General features: G+C 70.2%; 11 protein-coding genes. 3 read left to right on the top strand and 8 right to left on the bottom strand.

Annotated features, from left to right (window positions below; translation table 11 throughout):
* Nucleotides 1-81 precede the first annotated feature (81 nt).
* The 5 genes from nirD to C9J49_RS04670 all read right to left on the bottom strand — a co-directional run bounded on the left by nirD (nt 82) and on the right by C9J49_RS04670 (nt 6,475).
* Nucleotides 82-456 carry a nitrite reductase small subunit NirD gene (gene nirD, locus C9J49_RS04690; RefSeq protein WP_046079077.1) on the bottom strand — a complete coding sequence of 125 codons (375 nt, stop codon included), beginning with the start codon at nt 454-456 and terminating at the stop codon, nt 82-84.
* A gap of 173 nt (nt 457-629) precedes the next feature.
* Nucleotides 630-3,170 (bottom strand): nitrite reductase large subunit NirB, encoded by a 2,541-nt coding sequence (gene nirB / locus C9J49_RS04685; protein ID WP_107181663.1) that lies wholly within the window; start codon nt 3,168-3,170, stop codon nt 630-632.
* Nucleotides 3,167-4,570 (bottom strand): NAD(P)/FAD-dependent oxidoreductase, encoded by a 1,404-nt coding sequence (locus tag C9J49_RS04680; RefSeq protein ID WP_107181662.1) that lies wholly within the window; start codon nt 4,568-4,570, stop codon nt 3,167-3,169. Before C9J49_RS04680 ends, nirB begins: the two co-directional genes overlap by 4 nt.
* A 241-nt stretch (nt 4,571-4,811) precedes the next feature.
* Complete coding sequence (locus C9J49_RS04675) at nt 4,812-5,843, bottom strand: CmpA/NrtA family ABC transporter substrate-binding protein (RefSeq protein WP_107181661.1); 1,032 nt, start codon at nt 5,841-5,843, stop codon at nt 4,812-4,814.
* A complete protein-coding gene (locus tag C9J49_RS04670; protein ID WP_307725200.1) occupies nt 5,840-6,475 on the bottom strand; it encodes an ANTAR domain-containing response regulator in 636 nt (211 codons plus the stop codon). Before C9J49_RS04670 ends, C9J49_RS04675 begins: the two co-directional genes overlap by 4 nt.
* Nucleotides 6,476-6,794: 319 nt before the next feature.
* On the opposite strand from C9J49_RS04670, the gene C9J49_RS04665 reads away from it, so the two are divergent.
* From C9J49_RS04665 to C9J49_RS04655, 3 genes are all read left to right on the top strand, one after another.
* Complete coding sequence (locus C9J49_RS04665; RefSeq protein WP_107181660.1) at nt 6,795-9,605, top strand: nitrate reductase; 2,811 nt, start codon at nt 6,795-6,797, stop codon at nt 9,603-9,605.
* A complete protein-coding gene (gene cobA / locus C9J49_RS04660; RefSeq protein ID WP_258393774.1) occupies nt 9,562-10,557 on the top strand; it encodes a uroporphyrinogen-III C-methyltransferase in 996 nt (331 codons plus the stop codon). The genes C9J49_RS04665 and cobA overlap by 44 nt, the downstream gene beginning before the upstream one ends.
* A 79-nt stretch (nt 10,558-10,636) precedes the next feature.
* Entirely contained in the window at nt 10,637-12,769 is a 2,133-nt protein-coding gene (locus C9J49_RS04655; RefSeq protein ID WP_107181659.1) for a PhoX family phosphatase, read from the top strand.
* Between the two features lie 120 nt (nt 12,770-12,889).
* Here the strand turns inward: C9J49_RS04655 and C9J49_RS04650 are convergent, their stop codons facing one another.
* From C9J49_RS04650 to C9J49_RS04640, 3 genes are read right to left on the bottom strand one after another with little or no spacing between them, the layout of a single operon-like run.
* On the bottom strand, nt 12,890-13,318 hold the full coding sequence (locus tag C9J49_RS04650; protein WP_035592917.1) for a GFA family protein: 429 nt from the start codon (nt 13,316-13,318) through the stop codon (nt 12,890-12,892).
* 21 nt (nt 13,319-13,339) lie between these two features.
* Nucleotides 13,340-13,828: a peroxiredoxin gene (locus C9J49_RS04645; RefSeq protein WP_046079069.1), complete on the bottom strand. Its 489-nt coding sequence runs from the start codon at nt 13,826-13,828 to the stop codon at nt 13,340-13,342.
* Nucleotides 13,829-13,861: 33 nt separating this feature from the next.
* Entirely contained in the window at nt 13,862-14,551 is a 690-nt protein-coding gene (locus C9J49_RS04640) for an SDR family oxidoreductase (RefSeq protein WP_107181658.1), read from the bottom strand.
* Nucleotides 14,552-14,666 lie beyond the last annotated feature (115 nt).

The following is a 14,666-nucleotide window of genomic DNA, read 5'->3' as shown; positions in this document are numbered from 1 at the left end:
GCACAATCGACGTTTTCTCAACGTACCAACGAGAACGACCGGCGCCCCCGGCGCCGGTCGTCGTCATTCGTGCGGTCAGCGTCAGGCCAGGATCTGCACCGCGTCGCCTTCGAGGCGCAACGGCCAGGTGCGCAGGCGGACCGTTTCGTCCTCCAGGCACTGGCCGTCCTTGAGACGGAAGTGCTGCTTGTAGAGCGGCGAGGCCACCACCGGCTCGCCCCGTGCATCGCCGACGATGCCGCGGGCGATGACGTTGGCGCCGGAGAAGGGATCGCGGTGATCCACGGCGTAGAGCTCGGTGGCGTGGCCGGGAAGGTAGAAGAGGGCCACCTGGGCCGTTCCCACGGTGGTCTCGATCCAGGCGGCGACGCCGGAGTGGGCCACCAGGTCGGCTCGGGTGCACAGGGTCTGCCAGGTCTGGGTCATGGTCGGGGCTGCTGCGGTTGCGGTGGTCATGGATATTCCTCGGGAGCGAATGGCCAGGTATCAATGGCGGTCGACTCTCCGGCGACAAGCCACGCGAGGGCGCTATGAACCCATCCCTGGGCGCTACTTTGGCCATCCATGGCCAAAAACCCCTCGCTTGGGCTTGTCCCCGGCGTCGATCCAGCTATCGGAAGCGCGATGCCTTACGCGGGTCTCAGCTGGCCGCGCTCTTCGGTGACGATGATGTCCGGATCGGGCCGTGCATCGTTGACGAAGCTGCGGAAGCGCTTGAGCTTCTCCGGGTCGTTGATGGCGCCCGCCCATTCGCACTCATAGTTGTCGATCACGGTCTGCATCTGCGCCTCGAGCTCCTCATTGATCCCCAGGCTGTCTTCGAGCACCACGGCCTTGAGGTAGTCCAGGCCACCCTCCAGGTTCTCACGCCACACCGAGGTGCGCTGCAGGCGGTCGGCGGTGCGCACGTAGAACATCAGCAGGCGGTCGATGATCGTGATCAGCTGCGCGTCGTCGAGATCGGTGGCGAAGAGCTCGGCGTGGCGCGGACGCATGCCGCCGTTGCCGCAGACGTACAGGTTCCAGCCGTGCTCGGTGGCGATCACGCCGATGTCCTTGCTCTGGGCCTCGGCGCACTCGCGGGTGCAGCCGGAGACCGCGAACTTGAGCTTGTGCGGCGAGCGCAGGCCCTTGTAGCGATGCTCGAGCCGGATCGCCATGCCCACGCTGTCCTGCACCCCGAAGCGGCACCAGGTGCTGCCGACGCAGGACTTCACGGTGCGCAGCGACTTGCCGTAGGCGTGGCCGGTCTCGAAGCCGGCCGCGATCAGCTCGCCCCAGATGTCGGGCAGGTCCTCCAGCCGGGCGCCGAACAGGTCGATGCGCTGGCCGCCGGTGACCTTGGTGTAGAGCGCGTACTTCTGCGCCACCTGGCCCAGCACCATCAGCTTGTCCGGGGTGATCTCGCCGCCGGGCACACGCGGCACCACCGAGTAGGTGCCGTTCTTCTGCATGTTGGCCATGAAGGTGTCGTTGGTGTCCTGCAGCGGGATGTGCGCGGCGTCGGTGATCGGCTCGTTGAAGCAGGAGGCCAGGATCGAGGCCACCGCCGGCTTGCAGATGTCGCAGCCGAGTTTCGGGGCTGATGAAGCGCCCAGGCCCGGGGTTTCCGAAACGCCGTGCTTGTCGATCAGCTCGCCGAAGGTCCGGATGCCCTCGACCCGCACGATGTCGTAGAGCGCCTGGCGGGTGTGGGCGAAGTGTTCGCAGATCGACTGATCGACCTCCACGCCGCGGGCCTCGAGCTCGTGGTCGACCACGTTCTTGAGCAGCGCCGCACAGCCGCCGCAGCCGGTGCTGGCCTTCGTCTCGGCCTTGACCGCGCCGAGGTCCATGGCGCCGGCGTCGAGGCTCTCGCAGATCGCGGCCTTGGTGACGTTGTGACACGAGCAGATGGTGGCGTCGTCGGGCAGGGCGTCGGCACCCAGCGTCGGCGCGCCCTCGGAGGACGGCACGATCAGCGCCGCCGGATCCTCGGGCAGCTCTAGGCCGTTGGCGTAGACCTGCATCAGGGTGTCGTAGGCGTCGTTGTTGCCCACCAGCATGGCGCCGAGCAGCTTCCTGCCGTCACCGGAGACCACCAGCTTGCGGTATTCCTGCTTGAGCTCGTCGAGGTAGCGGAAGGTCCGGGCGCCGGGATTCCGGTTGCCGTGGGCGTCGCCGATGGCGCCCACGTCGACGCCGAGCAGCTTGAGCTTCGTGCTCATGTCGGCGCCGTCGAAGGTCAGCTCGCCGCCCAGCAGGGTATCGGCGGCCGCCTTGGCCATCTGATAGCCGGGGGCCACCAGGCCGAAGATGCTGTTCTGCCACAGCGCCACCTCGCCGACGGCGAGGATCGCCGGGTCGCTGGTCAGGCAGCGGTCGTCGATCACCACGCCGCCGCGCTCGCCGATGTCCAGCGCGCAGTCGCGGGCCAGCTGGTCGCGGGGACGGATGCCGGCGGAAAACACGATCAGGTCGGTCTCCAGCACCTTGTCGTCCTGGAACACCATGCGGTGGAAGCTGGCCTGGCCGTCCTCGATGCGCTGGGTGGCGCGGTCGGTGAGCACCTGCACGCCCAGCGCCTCGATCTTCTCGCGCAGCAGCTCGCCGCCCTCGGCGTCGACCTGCATCGGCATCAGCCTGGGGGCGAACTCGACCACGGCGGTGTCGAGATCCAGGCCGCGCAGGGCGTTGGCCGCCTCCAGGCCCAGCAGGCCACCGCCGACCACCACGCCGGTGGTGGCGTCTTCGGCCGCCGCGCGGATGGCGTCGAGGTCGTCGAGGGTGCGATAGACCAGGCAGTTGTCGCGCTCATGGCCGGGAATCGGTGGCACGAAGGGGAAGGAGCCGGTGGCCAGCACCAGTCGCGCATAGGGATAGCGGCCCCGGTCGGTGATCACCTCGCTCGCGTCGCGGTCGATGGCGGTGACTTCCTCGGCCAGGCGCAGCTCGATGCCGTGCTCGGCGTAGAAGTCGGCGTCGCACAGGGCCAGGGACTGGGCGTCCCGGCCGGTGAAGTACTCGGACAGGTGGACGCGGTCGTAGGCGCGGTGGCGCTCCTCGCCGAACACCGTGATGCGGTAGTGCTCGGTGGCGCCGCGTTCGATGAGCTGCTCGACCAGATGATGGCCGACCATGCCGTTGCCGATGATGATCAGCGGGGGATTCGCTTGGCTGGGCGTGTTCATGCGGCTTCCTCCTGCGGGGAGCGGTCCTGGGCGTGGGGCGTGGCGGGATTCGGTGTCGCGGCATTCGTGGCGTCGAGCAGGGCCCTGGCATCGGCCGGGCCGAACAGCAGCGCCTGACGGCAGGCGTCGAGATTGCGGCCGGCCAGCGCCTCGGCGAAGTACCAGGGGCCGGCGGCGGTATCGCCGTAGAGCACGGCGCCCTCGAGGCGGCCGTCGCGCAGCAGCAGCCGGCGATAGTCGCCGTGTTCGGGGTCGTGGTAGGTCAGCACCTCGTGGTCGTCGTCGGGCTCGATGGGGCCGAAGGCGTACAGCGAGATGCCGCTGACCTTGAGCTTGGTGGCACATGGCCGTTCGACGTAGCGCGGCGTCTCGTCGTCGGGCGTCGTGTTGCTGGAATGAGGTGACAGGTGGGCGGCCAGCACCTCGACCTGACGCCAGATCGGCTCGACCAGGCCATAGGTGCGGCCCTCGAACTCGCAGCATTCGCCCAGGGCGTGGATGGCCGGGTCGCTGCTGGTCAGGCTGTCGTCGACGACGATGCCGCGGTGGACCTCGAGACCGGCCCGGCGACCCAGTTCGACGCTGGGCGCGATGCCGATGGCCAGCACCACGCAGTCGGCGGCCAGCCGCCGGCCGTCGGCCAGGCGCACGGCGCAGACGCGACCCCGGCCGTCGTCCTCCAGGCGTTCCAGGTCGGCGCCGGTGACGATCTCGAGGCCGCGGCCCTCGAGCTCGGCCTCGAGCAGGCCGGCGGCGGTGGCGTCGAGCTGGCGGTTCATCAGCCGCGAGGCGCGCTGGAGCACGTTCACCGACATGCCGTCCTGTTCTCGGGCGCGCTTGTGAAGCGCTCTTTTACGTAATCCCTCGGCGGCCTCCAGGCCCAGCAGGCCGCCGCCGATCACCACCGCGCGGCCACCCCGCTCGGCGACGCGGGTCAGGGCGGCGGCGTCGTCCAGATCGCGAAAGGCGTGGACGCCGTCGAGCTCAAGGCCGTCGACCGGCGGCAGAGCGGGGGTGGAGCCGGTGGCCAGCACCAGGCGGTCGTAGGCGATCTCGCGGCCGCCGGCGGTGGTCAGGCGGCGCGCGGCGCGGTCGATGCGCTCGACCCGCTCGCCGAGCACCAGCTCGACGCCGTGCTCGGCGTACCAGTCGGCGTCGCGCAGAGTCAGCGCCTCGCGTTCCATCTCGCCGGCCAGCAGCGGCGACAGCAGGATGCGGTTGTAGGCGGGGCAGGCCTCCGCGCCGATCAGGGTGATGCGGCGCGGCGCGCCCTCGCGCTGGACCAGCGCCTCGACCAGCCGCTGGCCGGCCATGCCGCTGCCGACGATCACCAGGTGATCGATGGTCGGCGGCCCCTCGTCGCGCGACGGGGCATCGGGTGTCGGGTCATCGGAGTGCATCACGGACTCCCTCCATAAACGCAGAAGACGCCTCGACGCTCCCCGGCATTGGGGAGCGTGGAGACGTCTTCGTCTGATACTTCGAGGTGCGATCGCCGTTGACCGCCGGGGGCCTGGGCCCGCCGTTCTGACCTGTTCCTATCAAGGATCGGGCCAGTCGCCAGTAAAGAACTGCAATGTCAGTGAGTTGGGTGAAATCTCCCGGGCGATGGCCGGCGCGGGACGGATGAAGTCGCGGTCGTCATGCACGCTCCTGGTGCGTCGCGGCATCGATATGCACGGGGCTGTAGCAGGTCTCGACCGCGGCACGGTCGAGCGGCTCGCCGAGCTGGCGGGCCAGATGCTCCACCACCCGGGCCAGCTCGTCGGCCCCGGGGCGCAGCCCGGTGAGGCGCTGCTCGATCGGCGGCTCGTCCAGCGGCAGCGTCGGCAGATGATCCATGGCGCGGTCCAGGTAGGGCGGCAGGGCCAGCCAGTCGCGCGCCAGGCGCCGGTGCTCGGGCGCCTCGGTCAGCCAGCCGGCGGCGGCGATCAGGGCGCGGATCAGGGCCGCGAGGGTGGCCGGGTGGCGCTCGGCCCAGTCATGGGTCACGCCGAGCACCTTCTCGGGATGGCCCGGCCACAGCGCGGCGCCGGTGGCGACGATGCGCCCGCCGCCGCGCTGCGCGGCCTGGCTGCCCCAGGGCTCGCCGACGCAGAAGCCGTCGATACGGCCCTGCTCGAGGGCTTCGACCATGCGCGACGGCGGCAGGGCGACCAGTTCGACGTCGGTGTCGGGGTCGAGGCCACCCAGGGCCAGCCAGTCGCGCAGCTGGTAGTGGTGGCTGGAGAAGGGATGCACCATGGCCAGCCGTGGGCGTGTGGTGCCGCGCCGGCGCAGCCGTTCGGCGAAGTCGCGGGCGTTGACGGCCGGGTCGCGGCCGCCGGGGGAGTCGTCCAGGGGCGCGGCCATGCCCTCCGACCAGTAGGGGGACAGCACCAGCGTATTGCCGTGGCGGCCGAGTACCAGCGGCGCCAGGACGTCGCAGGGCGTGCCGGTGGCGCCGAGGCTCATGGCCAGCGGCAGCGGGGCCAGCAGCTGGGCACCGTCGAGCAGCCCGGCGGCGAGCTTGTCGCGCAGGGTCGACCAGGCGCTCTCCCGCGACAGCGTGACCTCGAGCCCCTCGGCGGCGAAGAAGCCGCCTTCCCGGGCGACGATCGGCAGGGCGGCGTCCAGCAGTGGCACGATGCCCAGGGTCAGGCGGGAAAGCTCGGGGGCTTGGGACATGCTCATAGGCCTTTCTCCAGTCCTTCGAGGATATCGATCACGTTGCCGGCCACCTCGCCGATGCGCTGGCCCCGGTCCATGGCCAGCTTGCGCAGCGTCTGATAGGCCTGGGGCTCGTCGCAGTCCTGGTGCTTCATCAGCATTCCCTTGGCCTTCTCGATGCGCTTGCGGTCGGCCAGCTGGGTGCGGGTGCGGTCGAGCTCCTGGCGCATCGACTGGAAGGCGTCGAAGCGGGCCACGGCGACCTCGAGGATCGCCCGGACCCGGGTCGGCACCAGGCCGTCGACGACGTAGGCACTGACGCCGGCCTTGAGGGCGGCCTGCATGGAGTCGGGGTCGTGCTGGTCGGCGAAGAACACCACCGGCCGCGGGTTCTGGCGGTGCAGCTGCGACATGCTGTCGAGGGTGTCGCGGTCGGGGGATTCCATGTCGATGATCACCACGTCGGGGGCGTGGCGCTCGACCATGTCGTTGAGGCTGGCCGGGCTCTGCAGGTGGCAGATCACTTCGTGCCCCTCCTGGCCGAGGGCCTCCTCGACCATGGCGGCGCGGACGCTCTCGTCGTCGACCAGCAGGATTCGCAAGGGCTGGGGCATGGCATAGGGCTCGTGATGGCGGAAACGGTCAACCCTGGTCATGCAAGAGACGTTCCAGCATCTGCGTCGCCAATGCCCGGGCGGTGAGGCATCCGCGTTGTGTCGAATCCTGCACCATGAGGGCGCGGAGTGCGGTGGAAAACGCGGCAGTCTGGTGCAGGCGACGTCGATACCCCGGACGCGCCGGTCTGAGAAGCGGCGCTTTTCGTCCGTCTGGCACACCGATTGCTTCTATCGGGGAAAGAGACTCCCGGATCGCCATGGCGGCGATCCACGGCAACGACGCCCACCCCCGCGCTTACCCGGCGCGGCGGTGGGCGTCGTCGTTTCGGGACCTGCGATCGCGATCGAGGAGAGCACCATGCAACAGGCGCGCACCACTTGCCCCTACTGCGGCGTCGGCTGCGGCGTGACCGCCGACATCGAGGGCGGGCGAATCACCGACGTGGAGGGCGACGGCGACCACCCGGCCAACCACGGGCGGTTGTGCGTCAAGGGGTCGGCGCTGGCCAAGACCCTGGGCGATCATGGCCGCCTGACGCGGCCACGGGTCGATGGCGTCGAGGTCGACTGGGACACCGCGCTCGATGCGGTGGCCAGCCGCCTCCAGGCCACCCGAGCATCCGCCGGCGATCACGCCGTGGCGGCCTATCTCTCCGGCCAGCTGCTGACCGAGGACTATTACGTCGCCAACAAGCTGTTCAAGGGCTTTCTCGGCACGCCGCACCTGGATACCAACTCGCGGCTGTGCATGGCCTCGGCGGTGGCCGCCTACAAGCGTTCGCTGGGCGCCGATGCCGTGCCCTGCAGCTACGAGGACCTGGAGGAGGCCGAGCTGGTGGTACTAGTGGGTTCCAACCTGGCCTGGAACCACCCGGTGCTCTACCAGCGGCTGCGCACCGCCAAGAGCCGCAACCCGCTGATGCGGGTGGTGGTGATCGACCCGCGGGTCACCGACAGCTGCGAGATCGCCGACCTGTATCTGGGACTCAGGCCCGGCACTGATGCCCGGCTGTTCACCGGCCTGCTGGCGTGGATGGCCGACAAGGGCCGGCTCGACGACGTCTATCTGGTGCAGCATACCGCCGGGCTCGACGAGGCCCTGGCCGCGGCCCGCGAGGACGACGTGTCCATCTCGGCCATCGCCGCCGACTGCGACGTCGACGCCGAGCGCCTGGAGACCTTCTTCTACTGGTTCGCCAGCCAGCTGCACGTGGTGACCCTCTATTCCCAGGGCATCAACCAGTCGTCCAGCGGCACCGACAAGTGCCAGGCGATCATCAACTGCCACCTGGCCGGCGGCAAGATCGGCCTGCCCGGCGCCGGGCCCTTCTCGATCACCGGCCAGCCCAACGCCATGGGCGGCCGCGAGGTGGGCGGGCTGGCCAACCAGCTCGCCGCCCACATGGACTACGACTCGGTCGGCGCCCCCGACCGCGTGACGCGCTTCTGGGCCACCGAGCATCTGACGCCGAGCCTGCCCGAGGCGCCGGGGCACAAGGCGGTGGCGCTGTTCGAGGCCATCGAGCGCGGCGAGATCCAGGCGCTGTGGGTGATGGCCACCAACCCGGCGGTCAGCCTGCCCGACGCCAATCGGGTGCGGGCGGCGCTCGAGAAGTGCCCGCTGGTGATCGTCTCCGAATGCATGGCCGACACCGACCTGCTGCCCTATGCCGATATCGTGCTGCCGGCGTCGTCGTGGTCGGAGAAGGATGGCACCGTGACCAACTCCGAGCGGCGCATCTCGCGCCAGCGCGGCATGCTGCCGCCGCCCGGGGAGGCGCGCCACGACTGGTGGATCGTCTGCGAGGCGGCGAGCCGGCTGGGCTTCGGCGAGGCCTTCGACTACAGCCACCCCGGCGAGATCTTCGCCGAGCACGCGCGGCTCTCCGGCTTCGAGAACGCCCCCGGCGTCCCGGGCAGCGAGGCGCGGCTGTTCGACATCTCGGCGCTGGCGGAGCTCGACCGCGCCGGTTATGACGCCCTGGCGCCGATCCAGTGGCCGGTGACCGCCGCATCGCCCCGTGGCACCGCACGGCTGTTCGAGGACGGCCGCTTCGCCACCGCGGACGGCCGGGCACGACTGCTGCCGGTGCGACCGCGCGGCCCCGAGCAGGCGCTCAGCGCCGAGCGCCCGCTGCGCCTCAACACCGGCCGGGTGCGCGACCAGTGGCACACCATGACCCGCACCGCCCGGGCGCCGCGGCTGATGAATCACCGCGCCGAGCCCTTCATCGAGATCACTCCGGAAGACGCGGCGGCGTTCGGCGTGGGCGACCAGCAGCTGGCGAAGCTGACCGGCGCCGGCGGCGAGTATAGCGCCCGGGTAAGACTGACCAAGGGCCAGCGCCGCGGCGAGGCCTTCGTGCCCATGCACTGGACCGACCGCTTCAGCGGCGCGGCGCGCACCGGCAGCCTGCTCGCCGCCCATCTCGACCCGATCTCCGGCCAGCCTGAATCGAAGCACGGCGCGGTGAGCCTGGCGCCGCTGGCGGTGGGCTGGGAGGCGACCCTGCTGATCGCCCCCGGCGAATCCGGCGAGGCCGGCGACTTCGAGGGCCGCGACGACGGCGCCTACTGGGCGCGCATCCCGCTGGCCCACTGCCAGCGCTGGCAGCTGGCCGGGGGCGAGCCTGGCGACCAGAGAGACTGGCTGGCCTGGGCACGCCATTGGCTGCCTACGGCGCCGACCCTGTGGAGCGACGATCCGGCCGGCGGCCGGCTGCGCGCCGCGGGCCTCGAGGGCGGCCGGCTGCGCTGGTGGCTGATGGTGGCGCCGCCCGCCGAACTGCCGGGTCTGGCCTGGCTCGACGCGCGCTTCGCCGAGGACGCGCTCGAGGGCGACGCGCGCCGTCGGCTGCTGGCCGGCTGCGACGCCGGCGAGGCCGATGTCGGCCCGCTGGTGTGCAGCTGCCATCAGGTGGGCCAGACGACCATCGTCGAGGCCATCCGCGCCGGCGACGCCAGCGTCGAGGCGCTGGGTGCGCGGCTCGCCTGCGGCACCCAGTGCGGCAGCTGCATTCCCGAGCTCAAGTCGCTGCTAGAGGAGCATGCTTCGGACACCGTCGACGCCGGCGCCGATACCGATTCCCAGACGCCCGATGCCAATACACAAGAGGAGAGTGGCCATGCGCGCTCCGAGCAAGCCAAGACCCCCGTTCGCGTCGCCTGACGCCCTGCGCCGCGGTTTCTCTGCCCTGGCACGGCTGAGCTCGGCTAGGTTGGGGCTGGGCCTGTCGCCCCGCTGGAGGTCCGGTCGCGTCGGCGAAGCGGAGGATGATACCGCGCGTCTCTCGCTGCGCGGCGAGTGTCGCCCCGGGCGGGTCTATCTGGTCGGCGCCGGCAGCGGCGACGTCGAGCTGCTGACGCTGAAGGCCGCGCGGCTGCTGGCTCAGGCCGATGCCGTGGTCTACGACCGGCTGGTCGGCGAGGAGGTGCTGGCGCTGATTCCCGCCGGCCGCGAGCGCTACTATGTCGGCAAGGCCAGCGGCCACCACAGCGTGCCCCAGGACGAGATCGGCGCGCTGCTGGTGACGCTGGCGGGGCAGGGCAAGTCGGTGGTGCGTCTCAAGGGCGGCGATCCCGGGGTGTTCGGCCGCATGGGCGAGGAGCTCGCCGCCCTGGCCGAGGCCGGCGTCTCGGCGGAGATCGTCCCCGGCATCACCGCCGCCTCGGCGGCCTGCGCCTCGATGGGCATCCCGCTGACCGATCGCGCCCATGCCCAGCAGCTGCGCTTCATCACCGCGCAGCTGTGCCGCGAGGGCGGGGCGCCGGATTGGCAGGCGCTGGCCCGCCGCGACGAGACCCTGGTGTTCTACATGGGCCTGGCCAAGGTCGAGGCGATCTGTGCCGGGCTACGTGGCGCCGGGCTGCCCGACGACTGGCCGATCATGCTGGTGGCCAACGCCAGCCAGCCCGAGCAGGCCGCGCTGGTCGGCACCCTGGGCGACATGCCGGCGCGCCTCGCCGAGACGCCGCTGCCGTCCCCCTGCCTGATCGTGGTGGGCAGCGTGGTGCGCATGGCCGATTGGACGCCGGCCCCGTGGCCGCCGGCGTGGGCCTCGCCGCTGGCCCAGCGTGCGTCATCTTCCTGTCACGCCCGTGGCGCATCATCCCGAGTCTGACTCGATGCCGACGATGCGGTGCAGGAAGGCGTCTCATCGTCGGCCGGATAAGAAGACGTCTGACCGTGAGGAGACCAGGATGAGCAAGGAAATCGAAGATCATCGCCTGTTGAACCCGAGCAGCAACGAGCCGTTCTCCTCGGTGCTGGAGAAGCATGTCTCGCGCCGTCGCGTGATGCAGGGCGGACTCGGCATGGCGGCCATGGCGATGCTGGGCGGCTTCGGCATGGGCGGTCTGGCCGGGCGTGCCGAGGCCGCGGGCGCCGAGAAGACGCCGCTGTCGCTGGCCTTCGAGGCCATTCGTGGTTCACGTACCGACGCCGTGGTCGTGCCGGCCGGCTATACCGCCCAGGTCCTGATTCCCTGGGGGACGCCGCTCAACGGCCAGGCCCCGGCCTGGCGCGAGGACCTGGCCTTTACCGCCGACATCCAGGCCAACAGCGTCGGCATGCACCACGACGGCATGCACAACTTCGCCCTGGACGAGGGCTCTGCCTCGCGCCGCTTCCTGCTGGCGATGAACAACGAGTACATCGACCAGGCCGCCCTCTGGGCGCCCAAGGGCGGGCCCACCAACGCCGAGCAAGGCAAGCGTCCGGCCGAGGAGGTGCGCACCGAGATCAACGCCCATGGCGTGACCGTGGTCGAGCTGCAGAAGATGGACGGCGGTCGCTGGGGCCACGTGGCGGATTCCTCCTATAACCGCCGCTATACCAGCGCCACCGAGATGGCGCTGAGTGGCCCGGTGGCGGGCAGCGACTACGTCAAGACCAAGTACTCCCCTGACGGCACCCTGACGCGCGGTACCAACAACAACTGCGCCAACGGCTATACCCCCTGGGGGACCTACCTGACCTGCGAGGAAAACTGGCCGGGCTACTTCGTAAAGAATACCGACCGCCAGCTCGACGACGATCGCCTCGGGATTTCCACCGGGCGTGGCCGCTACGGCTGGGAAACCGCCGCCGGCGATGCCAGCGAGCGCAACGACGAGTTCGCTCGCTTCAATGCCACCCCGACGGGCGACTCGGCCCTCGACGACTATCGCAACGAGCCGCGCACCTTCGGCTACATCGTCGAGATCGATCCCTACACCGGCGAACGCGCCGTCAAGCGCACCGCCCTGGGGCGCTTCCGTCACGAGGGCTGCTGGCCGGGCAAGCTGGTCGCCGGCGAGCCAGTGGTGTTCTACACCGGTCACGACTCGCGCAACGAGTACATCTACAAGTTCGTCTCCGAGGTCCTCTGGGACCCGGCGGATGCCAACCGCCCGGGCGCCGACGTCGATCGCCTGGCGCTCGGCGCCAAGTACATGGACGCGGGCACCCTCTACGTGGCCCGCTTCGATGCCGACGGCTCCGGCGAGTGGTTGCCGCTGACCCCGGACGCCGAGACCCGCGACGGGCGCACCCTCGCCGAGGCCCTGGGCCTGGCCGCGGACGATCAGGCCGGCGTGATCATCCACACCTGCGATGCCGCCGACCTGATGGGCGCTACGCCCATGGACCGCCCGGAGTGGGGCGCGGTGGACCCGGCCTCCGGCGAGGTCTACATGACCCTGACCAACAACTCCCAGCGCACCGAGGAAGGTACTGCCGCGACCTACACCAACGACGGCGACGATATTCAGGAAACGGGTGTGGGCTATGCCACGGCGCCGACCAACGCCGCCAACCCGCGGGCCGAGAACGAGGGTGGCCAGGTGATTCGCTGGCGCGAGCATGCCGGCTCGACGCGCTTCGACTGGGAGGTGTTCGTGTTCGGGGCGGCGGCCGGCGATGCCGATAACCTCTCCGGGCTGACCGAGCTCAACCAGTTCGCCAGCCCCGACGGTCTGCACTATGACGACCGCGGCGACGGCCAGGGCATCCTGTGGATCGAGACCGACAACGGCTACGCGGGCGTGGCGGACTACACCAACGATCAGGTGCTGGCGGTGGTGCCTCAGAACGTCAGCCAGGCCGAGGGCGATGCCTCGGTGATCGGCGGCGGTGACCAGGCCCGGCTCAAGCGCTTCGCGGTCGGTCCCAACGGCTGCGAGGTGACCGGCATCTGCTTCACGCCGGACAAGACGGCGATGTTCATCAACATCCAGCACCCCGGGAACTGGCCAGCCGGCGATGACGCCACCGCCGAGACCCAGGGCAGCGTGCGGCCGCGGGCCTCCACGGTGGTGATCCAGCGCGAGGACGGTGGCCGCATCGGCGTCTGATCGCGCCGCCTCTTCCATGCCCCTTTCCTTGTCCCAATGCGAAGCGCCCCCGGCATCTGCCGGGGGCGCTTCGTTTCGTCGAGCAGGCGGCTGGGGCCGAAACCTAGCCGAGGCACGGCTTCAGTCGTCGCCTCGCTCGAAGGCCTCGAACACCTCGCGACCGGTGAGGTCGCGGGTGTCGTTGGCGAAGGCGTACCAGGGGGGCTTCTCGTCGATGAAGATCTGGCTGTCGAAGGTCCAGGCCTGGCCTACATCGACCAGCCCCGCCGGCACCGCATAGTGCTCGCCGGTCTTGAGGCGATAGAACAGATGCGTGCCGCAGTGGCGGCAGAAGGCGCGTTCGGCCCAGTCCGAGGAGGCGAAGACGGTGACGTTGTCCTCGCCCTCGAGATGGACGCTCGAGACTGATTCCAGCGCCAGCAGCGGCCCGCCGCCCCAGGTGCGACACATCTGGCAGTGGCAGGCGCCGATGTTCTGGCGCGAGGCCTGCACCTCGAGGGCCACGGCGCCGCACAGGCAGCTTCCGGTCAGGGTCATGGCGTCGTGCATGGCATGCCTCCTCGGGCCTGCTCAGCCCTTGAGATGGGCCAGGATGGCGTCGGCGCTGCTGGCCTCGATCACGCCCTTCTGGGTGTCGACGCCCAGATATTCCACCACGCCGTCGTTGGCGACCAGCGCGAAGCGCTTGCTGCGCGTGCCCATGCCGCCGCCGCTGGCGTCCATGTCGAGGCCCAGGGCGCGGGTGAACTCGGCGTTGCCGTCGGCCAGCATGGTCATCGCCTGGGCGTTCTGGTCCTTCTGCCAGGCATCCATCACGAAGGCGTCATTGACCGCCATGCAGGCGATGGCATCGGCGCCGGCGGCGAGGATGTCATCGGCGTGCACCACGAAGCCCGGCATGTGGGTGTTGGAGCAGCCCGGGGTGAAGGCGCCGGGCACGGCGAACAGCACGACCTTGCGGCCGGCGAAGAAGTCGCCGATGGCGAGGTCCTCGGGGCCCTTGGGACCGTTGGTCTTGATCGTGACGTCGGGGAGGCGGTCACCGGTGGCGATCGTCATGGGGTAGCTCCTTGTGATGAGGGGAAATCGGGATCACGCGTCGGACAGCGGCGGCGTGGGGCGAACCAGGATCTCGTTGACGTCCACGTGTGCCGGCTGGCCGAGTGCATAGAGCGCGGCCGCCGCGATATCGCGGGCCGCCAGGGCATGCTCGGGGGGCTCGTCGAAGAAGGGCGTGTCGACCATGCCCGGCTCGATCAGGGTCACGCGAATGCCGCTGCCACGCAACTCTTCCCGCAGGTTATAGCCGAGACCTGTCACCGCCCACTTGGTGGCGCCGTACATCGAGCCTGGGATGGTGGCGCGACCCGCGGCCGAGCCGGTGAGCAGCATGTGGCCGCGCGTCCTTCGCAGCGCCGGCAGGGTGGCCTGCACGGTGAGCCCCAGGCCATAGACGTTGGTCAGCAGCATCTCTCGCCAGGCCTCGTGATCGGCGCCGCTGAAGCCGCCGGGCGAGCCGCCGCGGCCGGCATTGGCGAAGACTGCGTCGAGGCGTCCGAAGCGCTCGAGGATCTGTTCCACCATGGCCTGCTGGGCGGCCATGTCGGTCACGTCCAGGGCCACGCTCAGCACGTTCTCCGGCCCCAGCTCCTGGGTCAGGGGCTCGAGGCGCTCGCGCGCCCGGGCCGTCAGCACCAGCTTGTAGCCCTCGCGCGATGCCGCGCGGGCCGTGGCCGCACCGATGCCGCTGGAGGCGCCGGTGATCAACAGTACCTGTTCCATTCCGCTCTCCTTGCCGGGGCACAGTGTCTTCCAGAATGGCCATATCCCTCGGGGTCTGCAAACCCGTGGCCTGCCAACGATGACGCCCCCGTCGCGGAACGACGGGGGCGCCGGC

It is taken from the genome of Halomonas sp. SL1, from assembly GCF_003030865.2.
GTDB classification, from domain to species: Bacteria; Pseudomonadota; Gammaproteobacteria; order Pseudomonadales; family Halomonadaceae; genus Halomonas; species Halomonas halophila.
The sequence above is the reverse complement of the archived record's forward strand: the minus strand, read 5'-3'. Positions and strand labels throughout refer to the sequence as shown.

Excerpts from the sequence above, each read along its gene's own strand:
- cobA (WP_258393774.1), top strand. The coding sequence starts at position 9,562 with ATGCGCGCTCCGAGCAAGCCAAGACCCCCGTTCGCGTCGCCTGACGCC.
- nirD (WP_046079077.1), bottom strand. The coding sequence starts at position 456 with ATGACCACCGCAACCGCAGCAGCCCCGACCATGACCCAGACCTGGCAG.
- C9J49_RS04670 (WP_307725200.1), bottom strand. The coding sequence starts at position 6,475 with ATGACCAGGGTTGACCGTTTCCGCCATCACGAGCCCTATGCCATGCCC.
- C9J49_RS04655 (WP_107181659.1), top strand. The coding sequence starts at position 10,637 with ATGAGCAAGGAAATCGAAGATCATCGCCTGTTGAACCCGAGCAGCAAC.
- C9J49_RS04675 (WP_107181661.1), bottom strand. The coding sequence starts at position 5,843 with ATGAGCATGTCCCAAGCCCCCGAGCTTTCCCGCCTGACCCTGGGCATC.
- C9J49_RS04645 (WP_046079069.1), bottom strand. The coding sequence starts at position 13,828 with ATGACGATCGCCACCGGTGACCGCCTCCCCGACGTCACGATCAAGACC.
- C9J49_RS04650 (WP_035592917.1), bottom strand. The coding sequence starts at position 13,318 with ATGCACGACGCCATGACCCTGACCGGAAGCTGCCTGTGCGGCGCCGTG.
- C9J49_RS04680 (WP_107181662.1), bottom strand. The coding sequence starts at position 4,570 with ATGCACTCCGATGACCCGACACCCGATGCCCCGTCGCGCGACGAGGGG.
- C9J49_RS04640 (WP_107181658.1), bottom strand. The coding sequence starts at position 14,551 with ATGGAACAGGTACTGTTGATCACCGGCGCCTCCAGCGGCATCGGTGCG.
- C9J49_RS04665 (WP_107181660.1), top strand. The coding sequence starts at position 6,795 with ATGCAACAGGCGCGCACCACTTGCCCCTACTGCGGCGTCGGCTGCGGC.
- nirB (WP_107181663.1), bottom strand. The coding sequence starts at position 3,170 with ATGAACACGCCCAGCCAAGCGAATCCCCCGCTGATCATCATCGGCAAC.